We start from the raw sequence: 18,080 nt of genomic DNA on the forward strand, positions 1-18,080 counted from the left end.
AAGGTATAGAACAAGTAAAGAGTCAGTCTGGAACTGGTCAAGAAAAAGTTTAGGTATCGCATAGTCCTCACCCAGGAGGGTGAGCCACAACGGCTTTGTCCGGCACCGCGAGGGCAGCGGGGCGCGCTCATGAGCCACTGCGCCACACGGGCACGTCTGGACAAGGGTTGAACCGAGGCGTGTTTCTTCGCAGGTCAGAGGGGTATCGACGCGGTGCACGACGCACGGGTCAGGTGGTGCTCGAAGAGTGGAAACGTGGACGGCCACGCGTTGGGCGAAACGAGTGACCATGGGGACGACGGCTGATGACGAGTGGCGCCCCGAGGCCGAACGAACACCCTGCCGTTGGTCAAATGTTCAATGTTCGTCAGCACGACATTCGTGCGACTGAAACGACGATCCCGGGGACGCCGACGATGGAGGCCCTCGGCGAGCCCCCTACTCGGGCTGGTCCGAGCCCCCCACACCGGGCCGGCGGGGCTGCGACGACCGGTAGCCGGCGTGCTCCCCGAGCACGAGGTGACGCATCTCGTCGTCGTCCACCTGTCGGCTGGCCGGCAGCCGCACGAGGTAGAACACGACGCCCAGGGCCACCCAGATGCCGAGCGCCACCCACGACGGCGTGCTCAGCTGCGCCGGGGAGCCCGGCAGCAGCAGGAGCCCGAGGAAGAGCAGCCCGGTGAGGACCCCGAGACCGCTGAGCACCTTGCGGGCGGTGGAGCGGGTGTCCGGGTCACCCACATCGCTGCCGGACCACTCCCAGAGCCGGTATGCCGCGAGGCAGGTGTAGGTGTAGGCGACGGTGACGCCGACGGAGGTCATGTCGACCACCCAGAGCAGCGCCTCGCGGCCGAAGAGCGGCGCGACGAGGCACAGTCCGGCCGCGAACCACACGGCGTTGCCGGGGGCACCCGCCCCGTTGACCCTCGCGAAGAACGGCGGGAGCACCGTGGCCCGCCCCATGGCGAAGAGCAACCGGCTCGCGGAGACGTAGAAGCCGTTGAGGCCGGTCGAGACCCCCATGACCACGGCGATAGCGAGCAGGACCAACCCGACGGGACCGAAGAGCCTCTCCAGACCGTCGGCGGTGCCCCAGGCCGGCGCGTCCGCGACCATCTGCGGCCACGGCTGCGCGACCGCGGTGGCCACCACCATCGCGACGTAGATCCCGGCGGCGGACACGATGGCCAGCACGATGAGACCGAAGGCCTTGGTCGGGGAGAAGTCGAACTCCTCGGCCGCCTGGGGGACGTTGTCGAAGCCGACGTAGGCCCATGGAGCGATGGCGACGATCATCAGGATGGCCGCGAGCGGTGACACGCCCTCGGGGAAGCCAGGCTCCAGGTTGGACAGCGGCGTGTCGGGGTGCAGCCACGTCGCGACGAGGATACACGCGACCGCGGCCAGCATGACGAGGCAGAAGGCATACTGCACCCGGCCCGACAGTGTGCCGCCGCGCGCGTTGAGGAGCGCGAACAGGACCAGCGCCGCAGACGCGACGACGACCTCACCGAGGTAGACCTGCCAACCCACGACCTCCCACAACGGCACCCACTCCACGACCGCCGGCAGCAACCGGCGGAAGAGCAGCGCCAGCGCCGAGGCGTTGAGCGCGATGATCGAGATGTAGCCGAGGACCAGCGCCCACCCCGCGACGAAGGCGTGGGTGCGACCGAAGAACGTGTAGGCGTAGGCGTACTCGCCGCCGCTCACCGGAAAGTGCCGGATGAGCAGCCCGTAGCTGACCGCGATGACGCACATGAGCGCGCCGCCGATGACGAGCCCCAGGCTCGCCCCCAGCGGGCCAGCCTGGCCCAGGAGGTCCTGCGGGAGGACGAAGGCACCCCACCCGATGGCCGAGCCCAGGGCCACCGCCCACACCCACTGAGGCTTGAGAGTCTTCCGCAGCTCTTGTCTGCCCGAGGGCGCCTCCGGTGATCGAGTCACGACTCGGGAGTGTAGCCACGCCGTGGGTCACCGAACCCTCATGGTGGGCCAATGCGTGCCAATCCACGTGGCAGACAAGACCACTTGGCCGATTTCACCGCAGTGATCCCCGCCGGCGGCACGGGGACTCGTCTGTGGCCCCTGTCACGGGCGCACCGGCCGAAATACCTGCTCGACCTGGCCGGAACCGGCCAGTCGATGCTCCGCGACACCGTGGATCGGGTCCGGCCGCTGTCGGGCGCGGACGTCCTGGTGGTCACCGGTCGCCGGCATGCCAACCTCGTCGCGGGCGAGATCGAGGACGCGGACCGGCGTCCGCTCGTGGTCGAGCCGTCCCCCCGCAACTCCATGCCCGCGATCGGGCTCGCCGCCGCCATGCTCGAGCGGGAGAACCCTGACGCCGTCCTGGGCGCGTTCCCGGCCGACCACATCGTCGACGACGTGGCCACCTTCCATGCGTGCGTCCGAGCGGCGCACGAGGCGGCCGGGCACGGCTACCTCGTCACCCTCGGGATCTCGCCGACCCGGGCCGCCACCGGCTTCGGCTACATCGAGGTCGGGCCTCCCCTCGACCTGCCTGGAGCGACGGAGGTGCGCCAGGTCGGGGCCTTCGCGAGAAGCCAGCGGCGGACCTGGCCGCGGCCTACCTCCGTGGTGGCCGCCACCTGTGGAACGCCGGCATCTTCGTCGTGGGCGCCACGGTCCTGCTGGACCTGCTGGCCGCGAGCGACCCCGAGATGGCCAGGGTCCTTCGAGACATCGCCCAGAACCCGGACTCCTTGGAGGCACACTGGGCGCAGACTCCGAGCATCGCCATCGATCACGCGGTCGCGGAGCCCGCTGCCAGGGATCGTCGCGTGGCCGTCGTCCCCGCTGAGTGCGGGTGGGATGACGTGGGCGACTTCGCCTCGCTGGCAGGCCGGACGAGCCCGCACGGGTCCAACCCGTCGGTGCGGGTCCTGGGTAATCAGGACGCTGTGATGGCGCTCGGTTCGACGGGCTTCATCGCTCCCCACGGCGATCGGCTGGTCGTGTCGCTCGGCCTGCAGGAGGTCATCGCGGTCGACACCCCCGACGCGCTCCTGCTGACCACCCCCGATCAGGCCCAGCAGGTCGGGTCCGTCGTCGACCTTCTGCGCGGCATGGGCCGCGAGGACCTCATCTAGGGGCGAGGCCCAGGTCGGGAACGCCCACCTCGATGCTGGGCCTCCGCGCAGCCCTCGGAGCAGGTCCTCGATCACCTCGACAGTCTCGACATGGTCCGCCACCTGCCGGGTCTGCACGCCCAGCGCTCTGACCGGGTAGTCGTTGCCGCCAGGCTCAAGCCTGTCGCCGACGAAGAAGATCTCCTTCATATCGATGTCGAGAGACTCGGCGAGTTGTCGTATGCCGTAGGCCTTGTCCACACCTCGCTCCGTGATGTCGATGGACGTGGAGCCGCCGGCCCGGACCTCGAGGTCGGGCAGCATCTCCACGAGCCGCTCGGCCAATGCCGCTCGCTTCGCCCCCTTCGGGTCCCACGCCTTCTTCTCCGCGACCCCCGCCTGCTGTCCGAGTGCCGAGTACGTCACCTGAGAGCCCCGGTCCTCGATCCGGTCACCGCTCACCCGGTGGTCGGGCTCCCAGAGACCGAGGTCGCGTGCAGCACGTTCCACGGCGTCGATGACGAGCCGCCGCTGAGCCTTGGACATGTCGCGGCCGTAGACGAGCTTCCAGTCAGCACCATCGGGGTTCCACCTGTAGTAACGGGTGCCGCAGGTGGGCATCAGGTGCAGGGCGGACAGGCGATGACGTTCTGAGAGCTGCGAGAGCAGCTGGTCCCGAAACTGCGCGAACCGGCCACCGGAGATCACACAGACAGGAAGCTCGTCCAGCAGCTCGCCCAGGAGCGCCACCGTCCGCGACGGCACCAGGGACTTTGACGGGGCGAGAGTGTCGTCCAGGTCGAAAGCGACCGCGCGAACCTCCACGATGGACACCTGGCTCTCCCCGACCTTGTCGCTACCTCGAAGACCCTGGTTCAGCACCAGGCCACAGGGTGATGACCCTAGCGCAGACGGCTCTCGGTCGCACTCACGCGCTTTCGCCTCCTCGGCGAGCAACGACAAGGGGTGCTCGACCTGCGGCAGCGCTGATCTGTGCAGAGTCCGGACTCAACCGTCGTCCGTCTCCAGCCGGAAGCCCACCCCTCGCACCGCGGTGATCCGCACCGGAGCGTCCGCACCCTCGAGCTTGCCGCGCAGACGTCCGACGGTGTTGTCCAAGGTCTTGGTGGAGCCGAACCAGTTCTCGTCCCACACCTCGTTGATGAGCGTCTCCCGGCTGACGACGGCCCCACGACGTGCGGCCAGCAGTGCCAGCACGTCGAACTCCTTGGTGGTGGTGGGCACGTCGACCCCACGCACGAGCACGCGTCGCGCGTCGACGTCGATGTGCAGACCTCCGTCAGCCGGACGGGCCGTGGCCCGAGGGGGGTCCGGAGCCCGGTTGATGGTGCTGCGGCGCAGCAAGGCCCTGGTGCGCGCCTGCAGCTCGGCGAGCCCGAACGGCTTGGCGAGGTAGTCGTCGGCGCCCGTGTCCAGCCCGACGACACGGTCCAGCTCACCGTCCCTGGCCGTGAGGATGATGATGCCGCCGACGTATCCGGCCTCCCGTACCGCACGGCAGACGTCGATCCCGTCCATGTCCGGCAGCCCCAGGTCGAGCAGGACCAGGTCGACCGGTGGATCGGCGGAGACCACCCGGTCGACGGCAGGCTGCCCCTGGTCGAAGCGGTCGACGGCATGGCCGTCTCGCTCGAGGGTGCGCACCAGCGGGGCGGCGATCTTGTCGTCGTCCTCAACGACCACGACCGTGGCCATGCCATGAATCCTAGGCAGCGCGAGGCTCATCGTGACGGCACCCGGGTATGCCGCGGGTGTCGCGACCCGGGGCGTGCCCGGTCGGGCTGACCTCGGCGCTCCGCGCCTCACGCGCATACCTCCTCGGTCGACCTCGTGCGGTCGGTGGCGGCAGTCGGTCCCTGCGTCATCCGCCTCGCCCCTCCTCGTCTGACGTGAGGGCGGTGCAGCAGCAGCTGGGCTGCGGGGTGTCGCCGCCGTCCCTGACGGCGACGCCCCGCAGCAGACAGGGGCTCTGTCGCCGTCACGGAAGGCGACAGAGGCCCCGGGGCCTGGCCCGGAGGGGGACCGGCCCTGGCCTGACGGCTGTCCCAGTGCCGTCAGGTTGCGGTTGAGCTCGCGTGAGCGAGCAGTGCGGTGGCGCCGGCTCGGTCCGTGCTACGGACCTGGTGCGGCGCCACGTGTCCAGCTGCGTTGCTTGATGTCTCCGACCTTACGCAGCGCTTCTCCACGGCTGATCCACGCGAGATCCTCATCTGATCCACAGTGTCGCCACGGTCGACCTGGCTGACCCGCAGTCGCGCTCAGGTCGCCTCGTGGCGGTCCGTGGCGGGCTGGTCCAGGGGCAGCTCGAACCACGCGCAGGTGCCGCCCTCGGGCGCCGGTTCCAGACCGACCCGCCCGCCGTGGGCGGTCACGACGCGGTGCACCGTGGCCAGCCCGATGCCGTGCCCCTCGGCCCGGGTCACACCCTCGCCGGGGCGGGCACGGACGAAGGGCAGGAAGACCGCGTGCTCGTGGCCAGGGGGTATGCCCGCGCCGTTGTCGGTGACGCAGATGCGCCACCAGCCGGGCCTCGCGAGGGCGTGCACCCGTACCTGGGGCGCGATCCCGTGACGGGTGAACTTCAGGCTGTTGTCGAGGAGGTTGAGCAGGACGGAGTGCAGCAGGGCGGGGTCGGCCGGCACGACCGGCAGGTCCTCGACCTCGACGTGCGCACCCGCCTGCCGGACCAGGGGACTCAGGTCCAGCAGCACCCGGTCGACGACCTCGCCCAGGTCCACCTCCCGGACCGTCGGCCGGCCTCCCTCCTGCGCGAGCGAGAGGACGTCGTGGATCATCCCGCTCATCCCCCGTGCCGCGTCGGCGATCCGCTCCACGGCCGCTGCCAGCTCGGGGTCCGCACGGATCACCGGCTCGCCCGCGAGGACCTCCGCGTTGGCGCGCACGGCCATGAGCGGGTTGCGCAGGTCGTGGCTCACCTGCGCGGCGAAGTGCGAGAGCGCCACGTTGGACCGCGCCAGCTCGTCGCGTGCCTCGGTCAGCTCCTCCAGCGACGTGCTCAGCTGCCCGCTGCGCAACCGCAGCTCCAGGATGTCCGTCGCCCTCGCCGCCAGGAAGCCGAGCGCGTCGCGCTGGGTCGCCGTCGTCCGCCGGGCGCGGTGGTCGAAGACGCACAGCTGGCCGACCAGGGCCCCGTCGGGGCTGCGCATGGGGGCCGTGGCGTAGAACCGGATGCCGGGCCGCGCGGTCACCGTGGGGTGGTTCGCCAACCTCGGGTCCCGGCGGGCGTCCGGCACCACGACGACGTCGTCGATCTCCACCAGGGTGCACAGGGACTCGCCCAGGGCGCACACCGACGGCTCGGTCCCGGTGGCGGCGATCCGGTGCTCGCTGGTGGCGGTGAAGATCGTCACCGCCGCGCCGGGGGCGCCGAAGATGCTCGCCGCCAGGTCGGAGAGCGAATGGAGCTCGTCGCTGGACGGGGCGCCGACGAGCCCGTAGCGGTCGGCCTCGTCCGACGGCGCGCGTGCGTCCGGCTCCGAGGCTGTCATGACCGCTCGCGGCTCAGTCCCGGATCATCCCCGCGCCGACGGTGACGCCCGAGGCCTGGTCGATGAGGATGAACGAGCCGGTGATGCGGTTCTGCTCGTAGAGGTCGACCATGAGCGGCTGCTGGACGCGCAGCCGGATCCGACCCATCTCGTTCAGACCGATCTCCTCGGCGTCCTGGTCGCGGTGCAGGGTGTTGACGTCGAGCCGGTAGTCGATCTCCGTGACCAGTGCCTTCACGGTCCGGGTGGTGTGCTTGACCAGCAGCTTGGAGCGCGGCTTCAGCGCACCCGGCGACATCCAGCAGACCATCGCGTCGAGATCCTGCGTCTGCTCCGGCTGGTTGTTGACCCGGGCGATCATGTCGCCGCGGCTCACGTCGACGTCGTCCGCGAGGCGCACCGTCACCGACATCGGGGGGTATGCCTCGTCCACCTGGGTGTCGAAGGCGTCGATCGACTCGATGGTGCTCGTCATGCCGCTGGGCAGGACGATGACCTCGTCGCCGGGCTTCATGACGCCGCCGGCGACCTGACCGGCATACCCGCGGTAGTCGTGGAACTCGTCCGACTTGGGTCGGATGACGTACTGCACCGGGAAGCGGACGTCACGCATCTCGCGGTCGGAGCCGATGTAGACGTGCTCGAGGTGGTGCAACAGGCTGCTGCCGCCGTACCACGGCATCTTCTCGCTGCGGGTCACGACGTTGTCGCCCTGTAGCGCCGAGATCGGGATGACCGTGAGGTCGGGCACGTCGAGCTTGCGGACGAAGTCCGTGAACTCCGCCTCGATGCGGCGGAAGGTCTCCTCCGAGAAGTCGACCAGGTCCATCTTGTTGACGGCCAGCACGAGGTGCGGGACCCGCAGCATCGACAGGATGACCGCGTGCCGGCGCGACTGCTCGGTCATGCCCTGGCGGGCGTCCACGAGCACCAGGCCGAGGTCGGCCGTGGAGGCGCCGGTGACCATGTTGCGGGTGTACTGCACGTGGCCCGGGGTGTCGGCGATGATGAACTTGCGCCGCGGGGTCGCGAAGTAGCGGTAGGCGACATCGATGGTGATGCCCTGCTCGCGCTCGCTGCGCAGTCCGTCGGTGAGCAGCGCGAGGTCGGTGTAGTCGAAGCCCTTGTCCTTGGAGGTCCGCTCGACGGACTCGAGCTGGTCCTCGAAGATCGCCTTGCTGTCCAGCAGCAGGCGCCCGATGAGCGTCGACTTGCCGTCGTCCACGGAGCCCGCGGTCGCGAAGCGCAGCAGGTCCATGCCTGTCTCGGTGCCGGTACCCATCAGAAGTAGCCTTCCTTCTTGCGGTCCTCCATGGCGGCCTCGGAGAACTTGTCGTCGCCGCGGGTCGCGCCGCGCTCGGTGATCCGGGAGGCGGCCACCTCTTCGATGATCTTGTCCAGGTCGTCGGCGTCCGACTCCAGGCACCCGGTGAGCGTCAGGTCGCCGACGGTGCGGAAGCGGACCTGCCGCTCGCTGACGGTCTCCCCGTCGCGCAGCGGGTTGTGCTCGCTCTCGGAGAAGAGCATGCCGTTCCGCTCGAAGACGCGCCGCTGGTGGGCGAAGTAGATCGAGGGGATGTCGATGGCCTCGCGCCGGATGTAGTCCCACACGTCGAGCTCGGTCCAGTTGGACAGCGGGAAGACCCGCATGTGCTCGCCCTCGTGGATCCGGCCGTTGTAGAGGCTCCACAGCTCTGGCCGCTGGTTCTTGGGGTCCCACTGGCCGAACTCGTCGCGGTGGGAGTAGACGCGCTCCTTGGCGCGCGCCTTCTCCTCGTCGCGGCGTCCGCCCCCGAAGGCGGCCGTGTAGCCCTCCTCCTCGATGGCGTTGAGCAGGGTGCCGATCTGGAGCCGGTTGCGCGGCGTCTTGCCGTCGTCGACGACGATGCCGTCCTTGATCGCCTGCTCCACCGAGGCGACGTGCAGGCGCAGCCCGAGCCGCTCTACCCAGCGGTCCCGGGTCGCCAGCACCTCGGGGAAGTCGTAGCCGGTGTCCACCTGCAGCACCGGGAAGGGCACCTTGGCCGGGTAGAACGCCTTCTCCGCCAGCCGCAGCATGACGATGGAGTCCTTGCCGCCGGAGAACATCAGCACCGGCTTCTCGAACTCCGCCGCCACCTCACGGAAGATATGGATCGACTCGGCCTCCAGCTCGTCGAGCTGGGAGAGTCGGTAGTTGCCGTCGACTGTCACTCCTGCGCCTTTCCCCTACGGATGCTGCGGGCTGCACGATATCGGACATCGGCTCACCTTCCAGCATCGTTCCACCGTCGGCCACGACCTGACCTAGGGTGGCGAGGTGACCACGCCCCTCCCCTCGTCGCCGATCTTCCCGGGTGTCCCCACCCTCGACGACCTCGAGCTGCTGCGCCTGGGCCTGCTGCCCGCCGACCTCGTGGACGTGCCGGCGGGGCCCGTCACCCTGGTCGACGCCGAGGGGGTGCCGGTCGTCGACGTCGACCACGAGGACGGCCTCACCTGGCGCTCGCCCCGTTCTTCGCGGCCGTTCGAGCGATGGCACCTGACCGACGCCGACGTCGAGCTGCCGGCCGTCCTGGTGGACGACCACGAGGCACTGGCCGGCCTGCCGGAGGGGACCCGCACGGTCGTCGTGCTCGCCTCGACCGACGGGGACGACAACCAGCGCGACCTCGACCTCGTGCGTGCCGCCCGCACCCTGGCGCAGGAGCAGGGGTATGCCGTGGGCGTCGCCCCGGTCGGCCGCAGCGCTGACCGGCGCACCGACAAGGTGACGCACCTGCAGCAGGTCCTCGGGGGCACCGACCACGTCCGTGACCTGACCTCACCGGCTGGCGGGACGGCATACCTCGAGGGACGCGGTGGCGTCGTCGTGCTGCTGACCGGGTTGTCCGGCTCCGGCAAGTCGACCCTGGCCCGCGCGCTGCGCGACCGGCTCGTCGAGGACGAGGGACGCACCGTCTCCCTGCTCGACGGTGACGTCGTCCGCCGCCACCTGTCCGCCGGGCTGGGCTTCTCCCCCGAGGACCGCGAGACCAACGTGCGCCGGATCGGGTGGGTCGCCGCCGAGATCGCGCGGCACGGCGGCACCGCGATCGCCAGCCCCATCGCCCCCTTCGACGGGACCCGCCGCGCGGTGCGCGCCATGGTCGAGGGACGAGGCGGGAGGTTCGTCCTGGTCCACGTGGCGACTCCGCTGGAGGAGTGCGAGCGCCGGGACCGCAAGGGGCTGTACGCCCGCGCCCGCGCCGGCGAGATCCCGGACTTCACCGGCATCAGCTCGCCCTACGAGACACCGACCGACGCCACGCTGACCCTGGACACGACCGACCGCGACGTGGATGAGCTCGTCGACCAGATCCTGGCGACGACCGCGCCGCCGACGACCACCCGCTGACCTCCGAGGGGACACCATGACGACCGACGACCACCAGCTCGCCCGCGAGCTCGCCGACCTGGCCGGCGAGCGCCTGCTCGCCGTCCGCGCCGACCTCCACGCCCGGGGGGTGGAGGGTCGCGACCTCAAGGACGCCGGCGACGCCGCCTCCCAGGAGCTGCTGGCAGCCGCGCTGGCCGAGCGCGCCCCCGGCGACGCCGTGCTGAGCGAGGAGGCGGCCGACGACCACGCCCGGCTCTCCACCGAGCGGGTGTGGATCATCGACCCGCTGGACGGGACGCGGGAGTTCAGCGAGGTCCCCCGGGACGACTGGGCCGTGCACGTGGCGCTGTGGCAGTCCGGTGAGCTCGTGGCCGGGGCGGTCGCGCTGCCCGCGCGCGGCGTCACCTACGGCACCGACCCCTCGCTCCGGCTCGACCTGCCCGCCCGCCCGGCCGGCGACCCCCCGCTGCGGCTGGCCGTCAGCCGCTCACGGCCCCCGGCCTTCGCCGAGGAGCTGGGTCGGACGATGGGGGCCACGACGGTGCCGATGGGCTCGGCCGGCGTCAAGGCGATGTCGGTCCTCGACGGGTCCTCCGACGCCTACGTGCACGCGGGCGGGCAGTACGAGTGGGACTCTGCGGCACCTGTCGCGGTCGCGATGGCCCACGGCCTGCACACGAGCCGGGTCGACGGCAGCCCTCTCGTCTACAACCGGGAGAACCCGTGGTCGCCGGACCTGGTCGTGTGCCGCCCCGAGGTGGCTGACGAGCTGATGGCGGCGCTCGCGACCATGGACCTGGGCTGAGGGCTCAGGGCCAGAGCAACGGCGTCAGCAGCACGGTGGCCAGGACGACCATGACGGTGAGGACCCACCCGAGCCGTGCGTAGTCGGTGAACCGGTAGCCGCCGGGGCCGTAGACCATCATGTTGGTCTGGTAGCCGATCGGTGACAGGAACGACGCCGAGGCGGCCACCGCCACGGCGATGGCAGCGCCCCGTGGGTCCAGCCCGACGGAGTCCGCCGTGGCGACCGCCACCGGCAGCATGAGCAGGGCCGCGGCGTTGTTCGTCACCAGCTCGGTGAGCACGATGGTCGCCAGGACCAGCCCGAGGAGCACCCCGAGCGTGCCGAAGCTGCCGAGCGAGGCAACCAGCCCCCCGGCCAGGGCCTCGGCCAGCCCGGAGACCTGCATCGCGCTCGCCAGGCCGAAGGCGGAGGCGATGACGAGGATGACCTCCGGGTCGACCGCCCGGCGCGCCTCCTGGGCGGACAGGACGCCCGTGGCGATGAGGGCCACGGCGCCCAGCAGGGAGCCCTGCAGGATCGGCATGACCCCGAAGGCCGCCAGCCCGACGACCAGGGCGAGGACGGTGGCCGGGATCCACGCGCGTGGCGTCGCCGCCGGGGGCGACCCGTCGAGGCCGGCGACGAGCAGGAAGTCGGAGTGGTCGCGCCACCGCTTCCGGAAGTCGGGGTCGGACACGACGATGAGAGTGTCGCCGAGCCGGATGGTCTGGGCGCCGAGCTTGCCGTCGACGAGGTGGCCCGACCGGTGGATGCCCACCACCGCGGCCTGGTAGGTCGACCGGAAGTCCGACTCCCGCAGGGTGCGGCCGACCAGCGGCGACTGGGAGCCCACGACGACCTCGAAGTACTTCGCGCTCTCGCTCTTGAGGTCGAGGACGTGCTCGAGCTCGGCCGAGCGCAGTCCCGGCATGAGCTGGGCGTCGACGACCTTGCTGACCGAGCCGACGAAGTGCAGACGGTTGCCGCCCCGCAGCACGGTGTCGGGCCGGACGGGGGCGATGACGGTGTCGCCCCGGTCCACCGACACGAGGAACAGACCGGGGAGGGAGCGCAGCTTGGCCTCCTCCACGGTGCGGCCGTCGACCGGCCCGCCGGGCTGCACGATCATCTCGATGGAGAAGCGCCGGCCCTCGCTCTGCAGCTCCTCCCGCGCGGAGCGGCGGGCCGGGAGGAGCCTGGGCGCGACGGCGACGAGGACCAGGAGCCCCAGGATCGCGATGGGCAGCCCCAGCCGCCCGATCTCGAAGAAGCCGATCGCCTCGAGGCCCAGCTCGGTCATCTGCCCGGAGACGACGAGGTTGGTCGAGGTGCCGATGACGGTGAGCAGGCCCCCGAGCACGGCCGCGAAGGAGATCGGCATGAGGAACTTGCTGGCCGACCGGCCCTGCCGCTCGCACCAGGCCGTCACCTGCGGGATGAGCATGGCCACGATCGGGGTGTTGTTGAGCAGGGCGGACGCCCCGACGGTCGGGGTCAGCACCCGCAGCAGCGGCAGCCGGTATGTCCCCCGGTCCCCCAGGGTGCGTTGCATCACCGGGGCCAGGGCTCCGGTCTTCTCGATGCCGGCGGCCACGACGTAGAGCGCCGCCACCGTGATCGGGGCGGGGTTGGAGAACCCGGTGAAGGCCTCCGCCGGGGTGATCACCCCCAGCACGAGGAGGGCGATGACGCCGCCCAGCACCACCACCCAGGGGCTGGTGCGCTGCCGCACGAGGGCGGTCAGCACGCCCACCAGGACAGCGACTGTCACCCAGGCGTCAGCGCTCACTCTTCCCTCGACACGTGTCGTGACGGGCTCTCTGGCTGGGCGCGCGCGGCAGCAGGAGCGGGACCCCGTCGGCTCGGGACCAGGGACTTCAGCCTCATGGCGGGCGACTCGACCCAGAGCCACGACATCCAGGCGAGCGGGATCACGAGCAGGACGTTCAGGGTGATGCTCTGGACCACGCCCAGGCCGCCGGCGTAGAACGCCAGCAGCTGACCCACGGGAAAGCCGTAGATGTAGATCCCGTAGGAGATGTCGTTCGTGCGAGCGACTCCTCGCAGAGGAAGCACCGCTCCGAGATAGATCGACAGATACGCCATGGGCGCCCCGATCAGAGCGCCGGCGACACCGAACCACGCCATCACCGCCAGGGCCACCACGCACGCGGCAGCCAGCGTGGCCCTGCCCGGGACCCGATGAGCCATCATCCGCAGCGCGGCACCGGCCAGGAAGTAGGAGCCCAGACGGGCGCCCTGGCCCACGGCGGACCCGGTGGAGATGGACACCCAGTCCGTCTCGCGGATGACCACGGTGGCCGCTGTCGCGGCACCCCAGAGGAGGAGCACCGGCCACGGACGCGTCCGGGCCGTGCCCCAGAAGAACACCAGCGCGATCCCCAGGTAGCAGAGCATCTCCCACGAGAGGGTCCACAGGGACTCGTTCCAGGTGCTGACCGGGTTGCCGATCAAGGTGCCGTCGATGGTGGGCTGGAAGATCCACAGCCCGGCGTTCTTCACGACGTAGGTGAGGGCACTGACCGGCGACCGCTCCCCCTCGTCGGACAGCCACGTCATCGGTGCGAAGACAGCAGCCGTGATGAGCAGCGCCACCCAGAAGGCCGGCATGATCCTGATCAGGCGGCGCCACATGAAGGGAGCGAAGTCGGTCGACATCCTCGAGCTGGCGATGAGCCACCCGGACACGACGAAGAACCCTGCGACCGCCCACCCCCCGACGTCCAGGTCGGCGATGGCATACGGGTCGTCGCCGCTCACGATCATGGGGGCGTGCGAGACGATCACGGAGCTGGCGAGGACCAGTCGGATGGCGTTGAGGCTGTTGCTGCGCGGGTCCAGCAGGTCGAGGAGGGACCCAGGTCGACCCGCCCTGCCGGCGTTGGTGCGAGCATCAGGGGTGGGGCTGACCACGCGCTGTCCTCCTAGGTCGACTCCGGGCACCAACGACAGTGGTCCACCGCATGAGGGTTCGACGGCAGGCTACTTCACGAACAGCCCTTCGACCGCAGACTCCTGGCGGGGGTTACCGCTGCTGGTCGGTCACCCACATGCTCGTCAGACCCCGGAAGTGCGCGATGAACTTCTCGTGCTCGTGCGCCGGGTAGTGGCCGCGCACGGTGTCCACCAGGAGGCGGTCGAAGTCTTCCGAGGCGACCCAGTCCATGACCCGCTCGGGCAGGTGCGCCAGGTGCTGCTCGCACCACTCCCAGTAGCGGTCCGTCTCGAACTCGGCGTCCGCGAGCTCGCGGTAGGCCTGCATCTTCTCGGTGTAGGTGCGGTCCGGGTCGTCGCCGATGGCGAAGTAGTCGCGCGGGTTGCGGACGCCGATGGCCGACTTGCGACCGGTCACGAGGCAGTACGTCGACCACCGGACCAGGGCGGTGATGGCCCAGGGGAAGTAGTAGTGCAGCGAGGTGATGGCGACGTCGGGGCAGGCGTTGGCGTAGTCGATGGGGTAGACCTCGTCCCCGGCGACGAGCATCTCGGCGGAGTTGAACTCCCACCCGAAGAAGGCGTTGACGACCTTGCTCACCGTCTCGGCCTCCCACCCGGCCTGCGGCGAGAGGAAGTCGTGGGTGACGGCATACCTGTTGTGCATGGGCTCGTCGGGTCGGAAGTCCATGACCATCGTCTCGGGGCCGATCGTCAGGGCCCGGGCGAACTTGTCGTAGTCGACCGTCGCCTGCAGGTGCATGAGCATGTTGCCGGACTCGTCGTAGGCCTTGTGCAGCCCCTCGACGTCCTTGACCTTGGAGACGCCGCGCCAGCCGCCCCCGTCGAAGGGCTTCATGAACAACGGGTAGCCGATGTCGGCCGCGATCGTCTCCAGGTCGAACGGGTCGTTGTACTTCGCCGCGGTGTAGGCCCACCGGACGTTGTCGATCGGGTTCTTGTAGGGGACCAGCACCGTCTTCGGGATCTTCATCCCGAGCCGCAGCATCGCGACGTAGGCGCTGTGCTTCTCCATCGACTGGAAGGTGAACGGGCTGTTGAGCAGGTAGGTGTCGTTCATGAGCGACGCCTTCTTCAACCACTCGCGGGGGTGGTAGTACCAGTACGCCAGACGGTCGATGACCAGGCCGTGGCGCACCGGGTCGGTGAGGTCGAAGGGGTGGATCCGCACCCGCTCGCTGCTGATGGAGTGCGTCGCGCCGCCGGCCTGCACGGGGCCCACCAGCGACATGATCGACTCGAAGGCGCGCGGCCAGTCCTCCTCCGCGCCGAGCAGCAGACCGATCAGGTGGGTGCGCACGTCGTTGGCCATGACCGGAACGTTAGCGCCTCGACGCCCTCGCGTCAGCGCACGACTCGGCGGCCGAGTCGACCGCCCTTGCATAAGCATTGACTTATGGAAGGCCGGTGTCACTATCACCTCATGACAGCACTCGACGTCCTGGGCGACCCGGTACGGCGGAGGCTGTTGGAGCACCTGGCCCTCGGCGGGGAGATCTCCGCCGGCGGACTGGTCGCCCTGGCGCAGGAGGAGTTCACGGTCAGCCAGCCGGCCGTGTCCCAGCACCTGAGGGTGCTGCGCGAGGGCGGTCTGGTCAGCGCACGCGCCGTCGGCCGACGCCGGATCTACACGCTGGAGCCGGGCCCCCTGGCGGAGGCGGAGCGCTGGTTGGCCGAGCTGCGCGGCTTCTGGTCGCAACGGCTCGACGCGCTGGAGACGGAGCTGGCCCGAGGGCGCCGGGCGGCACGGACGGACGACAGCACCCACGAGGCGGACCCCGCCGAGGACACGACACGGAGGATGGCATGAAGGACCTGATGCAGGAACTGGCGATGGTGGACCGATCGGTGGGCGAGGGCAGCGTGCCCGCGGGGCCGGCGCAGGTGGTGACGCTCTCCCGCCGCTACGCGACCACCCCGGCACAGCTGTGGGACGCGCTCACCGACCCCGACCGGCTGTCCCGGTGGTTCCTCCCGGTCGAGGGCGACCTCAGCCTCGGCGGCAGGTATGCCTTCACCGGCAACGCCGGTGGTGTCATCCGGGCCTGCGAGCCCCACCGCCGTCTGCTGGTGACCTGGGAGATGGGGCCCACCGGACCCGAGGACGCCTCGCTCGTCGAGGTCGTCCTCGAGGAGGACGCGCAGGCCCCGGGCAGCACCGTGCTCACCCTGACCCACCGCGCGCAGACCCCGCCGGAGATGTGGGACCAGTTCGGCCCCGGCGCCGTCGGTGTCGGCTGGGACGGCGCGCTGCTCGGGCTGGCGCTCCACGTGGCCGGCGGCGAGCTGCCCTCGGTGGAGGACCTGGACCGGGACCCGGCCGTCCGGGAGTTCAACGTCGCGTCCGCGCGGGCCTGGGGCGAGGCGCAGCTGGGGGCGGGAACCGACCCCGAGGTCGTCGAGGCCAACGTCGCCGCGACGACCGCCTTCTACGTGCCGCCCCAGGACGACTGACCGACGGGGCGTGACGCGCCCCGGCTGAGGGGGGGGCGTCGCCGGCCCGCGCCGGACGATGCCCGAGAATGGGTCGATGACCTACCCCGGGCCCGGCCGGCTGCTCCGCGTCCTCGCCGACGCCGAGGCGGTGACCTGGTCGCTGCTGCTCATCGGTATGGCGCTGAAGTACCTCACGAGGACCACCGACCTCGGGGTGAGCATCGCCGGCCCCGTCCACGGCTTCGTCTTCCTCGCCTACTGCGTGGTCGTCGTGGTCGTGGCGCTCGACCAGCGCTGGGGCCCGAAGACCCTGGCCCTCGGGCTGTTCAGCGCGGTGCCACCGTTCGTCACCATTCCCTTCGAGCAGTCCGTCCGCCGGCGTGGGCTGGCGGGCCCGACCTGGCGTCTGCGTGAGCGCGCCGCGGCCCGGACGCTGCCCGAGCGGGCCCTGCACGCCGTCCTGCAGCGGCCCCTGCTCTGGGCCGTCGTCGCACTGCTCGCGGTGACCGTGGTCTTCGTCGTGCTGCTCCGCCTCGGCCCGCCCGTGGGCTGAGCCCGGGGGCGTCCTGCGTCGGCGGGCCTCAGCAGAAGCGCGGCAGGTGGTGCGCCAGCTGCTTGCGCCACCACGGCCAGTCGTGGGCGCTGTCGTGCCCCCACAGGTCGAGCTCGTGCGGGATGCCCTTGTCCGCGAGGATCCCGGCCATGCGGTGCGCGCCCGGCAACGACTGGGTGGGGTGCACCTCGAAGGCACCCTGCCCCACGACGATGAGGATGTTGGCGTGCTCGCGCACCCACTGCAGGTGCTCCCCCTCCATGCCGGCGACGTAGGCGGTGGGGTTGTTGAAGTAGGTCGCCTCCCCCAGCTCGCCCCACCCGTGCCAGGAGCTGGGGTCGAAGTTGCCGGACAGGCTCATGCCGATCCCGAAGACGTCGGGCCGCTTGAGCGCGAAGTTGACCGCGTGGAACCCGCCCATGCTGGCGCCGACGGTGACGATGCTGCGGTGACCCGGAGAGTCCTCGTCGATGAGCGGCACCACCGTGTCCAGGACCCAGCGCTCGTAGGCCCCGTGCCGACGTGCCCGCTCCTCGGTCGGCAGGCTGTTGTCGCTCCAGGTGAGGTGGTCGAAGGAGTCGACGCAGTAGAGCTTGATGCGCCCGTCCTCGAGCAGGTCCGCGACCGCCTCGATCATGCCGTTGTTCTCGAAGTCCCACGCGCGACCGGCCTCCGACGGGAAGACCAGCACCGGGCGGCCGTAGTGGCCGTAGCGGATGATCGCGCCCCGCCCGACGCCCTGGGTGTCGAGATCGACCTGCTCGCGCTCCATGGCACTCCTTCGTCACCGGCCGGGACCTGACCCGACGTGGGGGAAAGCCTGCCACACGTCATACCTCCCGCACCGGCGGCCGTCCGGCCCGGGAGGCGCAAGGTCGACCTGGATATCCGTCTGCAGGATGACGCGCGCCACCTGCCGTCCCGGCCAGACTGTCAGCCGTGCAGTTCCGAGGACACGTGCGCGTCATGACGGGTGATGCAGAGGGACTCTCGAGCCGGACCGTCGGTCGGGCCGAGCTGGTCACCCCCGAGTGCGCCGTGATGCGGCTGGGTCACAGGGAGCCCCATCCGTCCCTCCCCCTGCATGTGGTGCCCGTCCCTGCCGCAGCAGGGGGCGGCAGGGACGGGCACCCCCGCATCGAGGTGGTCGAGGTCCTCACCGCGGCGGACGGGGAGCGCGAGGTCGCCCTCCGGCTCTCCCGTGCGGTGCCCACGCCCGGGCCGCGCGACGAGCTGAAGCCTGGGGCGATGGCCGGTACGACGGCGTTCGGTCTCCCCGAGTGGTTCTGCACGAGGTTCCCCCGGATGTGCGACTAGGTTGGGTTCCTGGAGCCCGACGGGACCGGGA

16 protein-coding genes and 1 pseudogene are annotated in these 18,080 nt (G+C 70.6%); 7 read left to right on the top strand and 10 right to left on the bottom strand.

Translation table 11 applies throughout. The annotated features are described in order from the left end of the window. Positions 1-438: 438 nt before the first annotated feature. Positions 439-1,947: an APC family permease gene (locus tag Q0967_RS09760; RefSeq protein WP_299449788.1), complete on the bottom strand. Its 1,509-nt coding sequence runs from the start codon at positions 1,945-1,947 to the stop codon at positions 439-441. Between the two features lie 51 nt (positions 1,948-1,998). On the opposite strand from Q0967_RS09760, the pseudogene Q0967_RS17440 reads away from it, so the two are divergent. After that, a pseudogene (locus Q0967_RS17440) lies at positions 1,999-2,448 on the top strand (sugar phosphate nucleotidyltransferase); the annotation flags it as partial. 44 nt (positions 2,449-2,492) lie between these two features. On the opposite strand, the gene Q0967_RS17445 reads toward Q0967_RS17440, so the two are convergent. From Q0967_RS17445 to cysD, 5 genes are all read right to left on the bottom strand, one after another. Beyond that, complete coding sequence (locus tag Q0967_RS17445; RefSeq protein ID WP_367181616.1) at positions 2,493-3,974, bottom strand: HAD-IIB family hydrolase; 1,482 nt, start codon at positions 3,972-3,974, stop codon at positions 2,493-2,495. 126 nt (positions 3,975-4,100) lie between these two features. After that, on the bottom strand, positions 4,101-4,808 hold the full coding sequence (locus Q0967_RS09775) for a response regulator transcription factor (RefSeq protein ID WP_299449790.1): 708 nt from the start codon (positions 4,806-4,808) through the stop codon (positions 4,101-4,103). Positions 4,809-5,371: 563 nt separating this feature from the next. After that, positions 5,372-6,622: a GAF domain-containing sensor histidine kinase gene (locus Q0967_RS09780; RefSeq protein WP_299449792.1), complete on the bottom strand. Its 1,251-nt coding sequence runs from the start codon at positions 6,620-6,622 to the stop codon at positions 5,372-5,374. A gap of 13 nt (positions 6,623-6,635) precedes the next feature. Further along, positions 6,636-7,880, bottom strand: a complete 1,245-nt coding sequence (locus tag Q0967_RS09785; RefSeq protein ID WP_299449869.1) for a sulfate adenylyltransferase subunit 1 — start codon at positions 7,878-7,880, stop codon at positions 6,636-6,638. Between the two features lie 23 nt (positions 7,881-7,903). Next, complete coding sequence (gene cysD, locus Q0967_RS09790) at positions 7,904-8,815, bottom strand: sulfate adenylyltransferase subunit CysD (RefSeq protein WP_299449795.1); 912 nt, start codon at positions 8,813-8,815, stop codon at positions 7,904-7,906. Between the two features lie 106 nt (positions 8,816-8,921). Between cysD and cysC the strand changes: the two genes are divergently transcribed. Then, complete coding sequence (cysC, locus tag Q0967_RS09795) at positions 8,922-9,998, top strand: adenylyl-sulfate kinase (protein ID WP_299449797.1); 1,077 nt, start codon at positions 8,922-8,924, stop codon at positions 9,996-9,998. 16 nt (positions 9,999-10,014) lie between these two features. Then, the gene (locus Q0967_RS09800; protein WP_299449799.1) at positions 10,015-10,785 is read left to right on the top strand and encodes a 3'(2'),5'-bisphosphate nucleotidase CysQ; all 771 of its coding nucleotides are present in this window, start codon (positions 10,015-10,017) and stop codon (positions 10,783-10,785) included. A gap of 4 nt (positions 10,786-10,789) precedes the next feature. On the opposite strand, the gene Q0967_RS09805 is transcribed toward Q0967_RS09800, so the two are convergent. The 3 genes from Q0967_RS09805 to Q0967_RS09815 form a co-directional block, all read right to left on the bottom strand. Continuing rightward, positions 10,790-12,556, bottom strand: a complete 1,767-nt coding sequence (locus Q0967_RS09805; RefSeq protein ID WP_299449801.1) for an SLC13 family permease — start codon at positions 12,554-12,556, stop codon at positions 10,790-10,792. Continuing rightward, the gene (locus Q0967_RS09810; protein ID WP_299449803.1) at positions 12,553-13,701 is read right to left on the bottom strand and encodes an acyltransferase; all 1,149 of its coding nucleotides are present in this window, start codon (positions 13,699-13,701) and stop codon (positions 12,553-12,555) included. Before Q0967_RS09810 ends, Q0967_RS09805 begins: the two co-directional genes overlap by 4 nt. Before the next feature lie 112 nt (positions 13,702-13,813). Then, a complete protein-coding gene (locus tag Q0967_RS09815) occupies positions 13,814-15,055 on the bottom strand; it encodes a RimK family alpha-L-glutamate ligase (protein WP_299449805.1) in 1,242 nt (413 codons plus the stop codon). Positions 15,056-15,166: 111 nt separating this feature from the next. Here Q0967_RS09815 and Q0967_RS09820 point away from each other — a divergent pair, with 111 nt between their 5' ends. The 3 genes from Q0967_RS09820 (at position 15,167) to Q0967_RS09830 (ending at position 16,732) form a co-directional block, all read left to right on the top strand. After that, positions 15,167-15,553, top strand: coding sequence for a helix-turn-helix transcriptional regulator (locus Q0967_RS09820; protein WP_299449807.1), 387 nt, complete (start codon positions 15,167-15,169; stop codon positions 15,551-15,553). After that, positions 15,550-16,197: an SRPBCC family protein gene (locus tag Q0967_RS09825; protein WP_299449809.1), complete on the top strand. Its 648-nt coding sequence runs from the start codon at positions 15,550-15,552 to the stop codon at positions 16,195-16,197. Before Q0967_RS09820 ends, Q0967_RS09825 begins: the two co-directional genes overlap by 4 nt. 76 nt (positions 16,198-16,273) lie before the next feature. Continuing rightward, the gene (locus Q0967_RS09830; RefSeq protein ID WP_299449811.1) at positions 16,274-16,732 is read left to right on the top strand and encodes a DUF3817 domain-containing protein; all 459 of its coding nucleotides are present in this window, start codon (positions 16,274-16,276) and stop codon (positions 16,730-16,732) included. A gap of 28 nt (positions 16,733-16,760) precedes the next feature. Here Q0967_RS09830 and Q0967_RS09835 read toward each other — a convergent pair whose 3' ends face one another. Further along, positions 16,761-17,504 (bottom strand): esterase family protein, encoded by a 744-nt coding sequence (locus tag Q0967_RS09835; RefSeq protein ID WP_298749767.1) that lies wholly within the window; start codon positions 17,502-17,504, stop codon positions 16,761-16,763. Positions 17,505-17,821: 317 nt separating this feature from the next. Here Q0967_RS09835 and Q0967_RS09840 point away from each other — a divergent pair, with 317 nt between their 5' ends. Then, the gene (locus Q0967_RS09840) at positions 17,822-18,049 is read left to right on the top strand and encodes a hypothetical protein (protein ID WP_298749769.1); all 228 of its coding nucleotides are present in this window, start codon (positions 17,822-17,824) and stop codon (positions 18,047-18,049) included. Positions 18,050-18,080: the final 31 nt, after the last annotated feature.

Source organism: uncultured Serinicoccus sp., assembly GCF_947500995.1.
In the GTDB taxonomy this organism is placed as follows: domain Bacteria; phylum Actinomycetota; class Actinomycetes; order Actinomycetales; family Dermatophilaceae; genus Ornithinicoccus.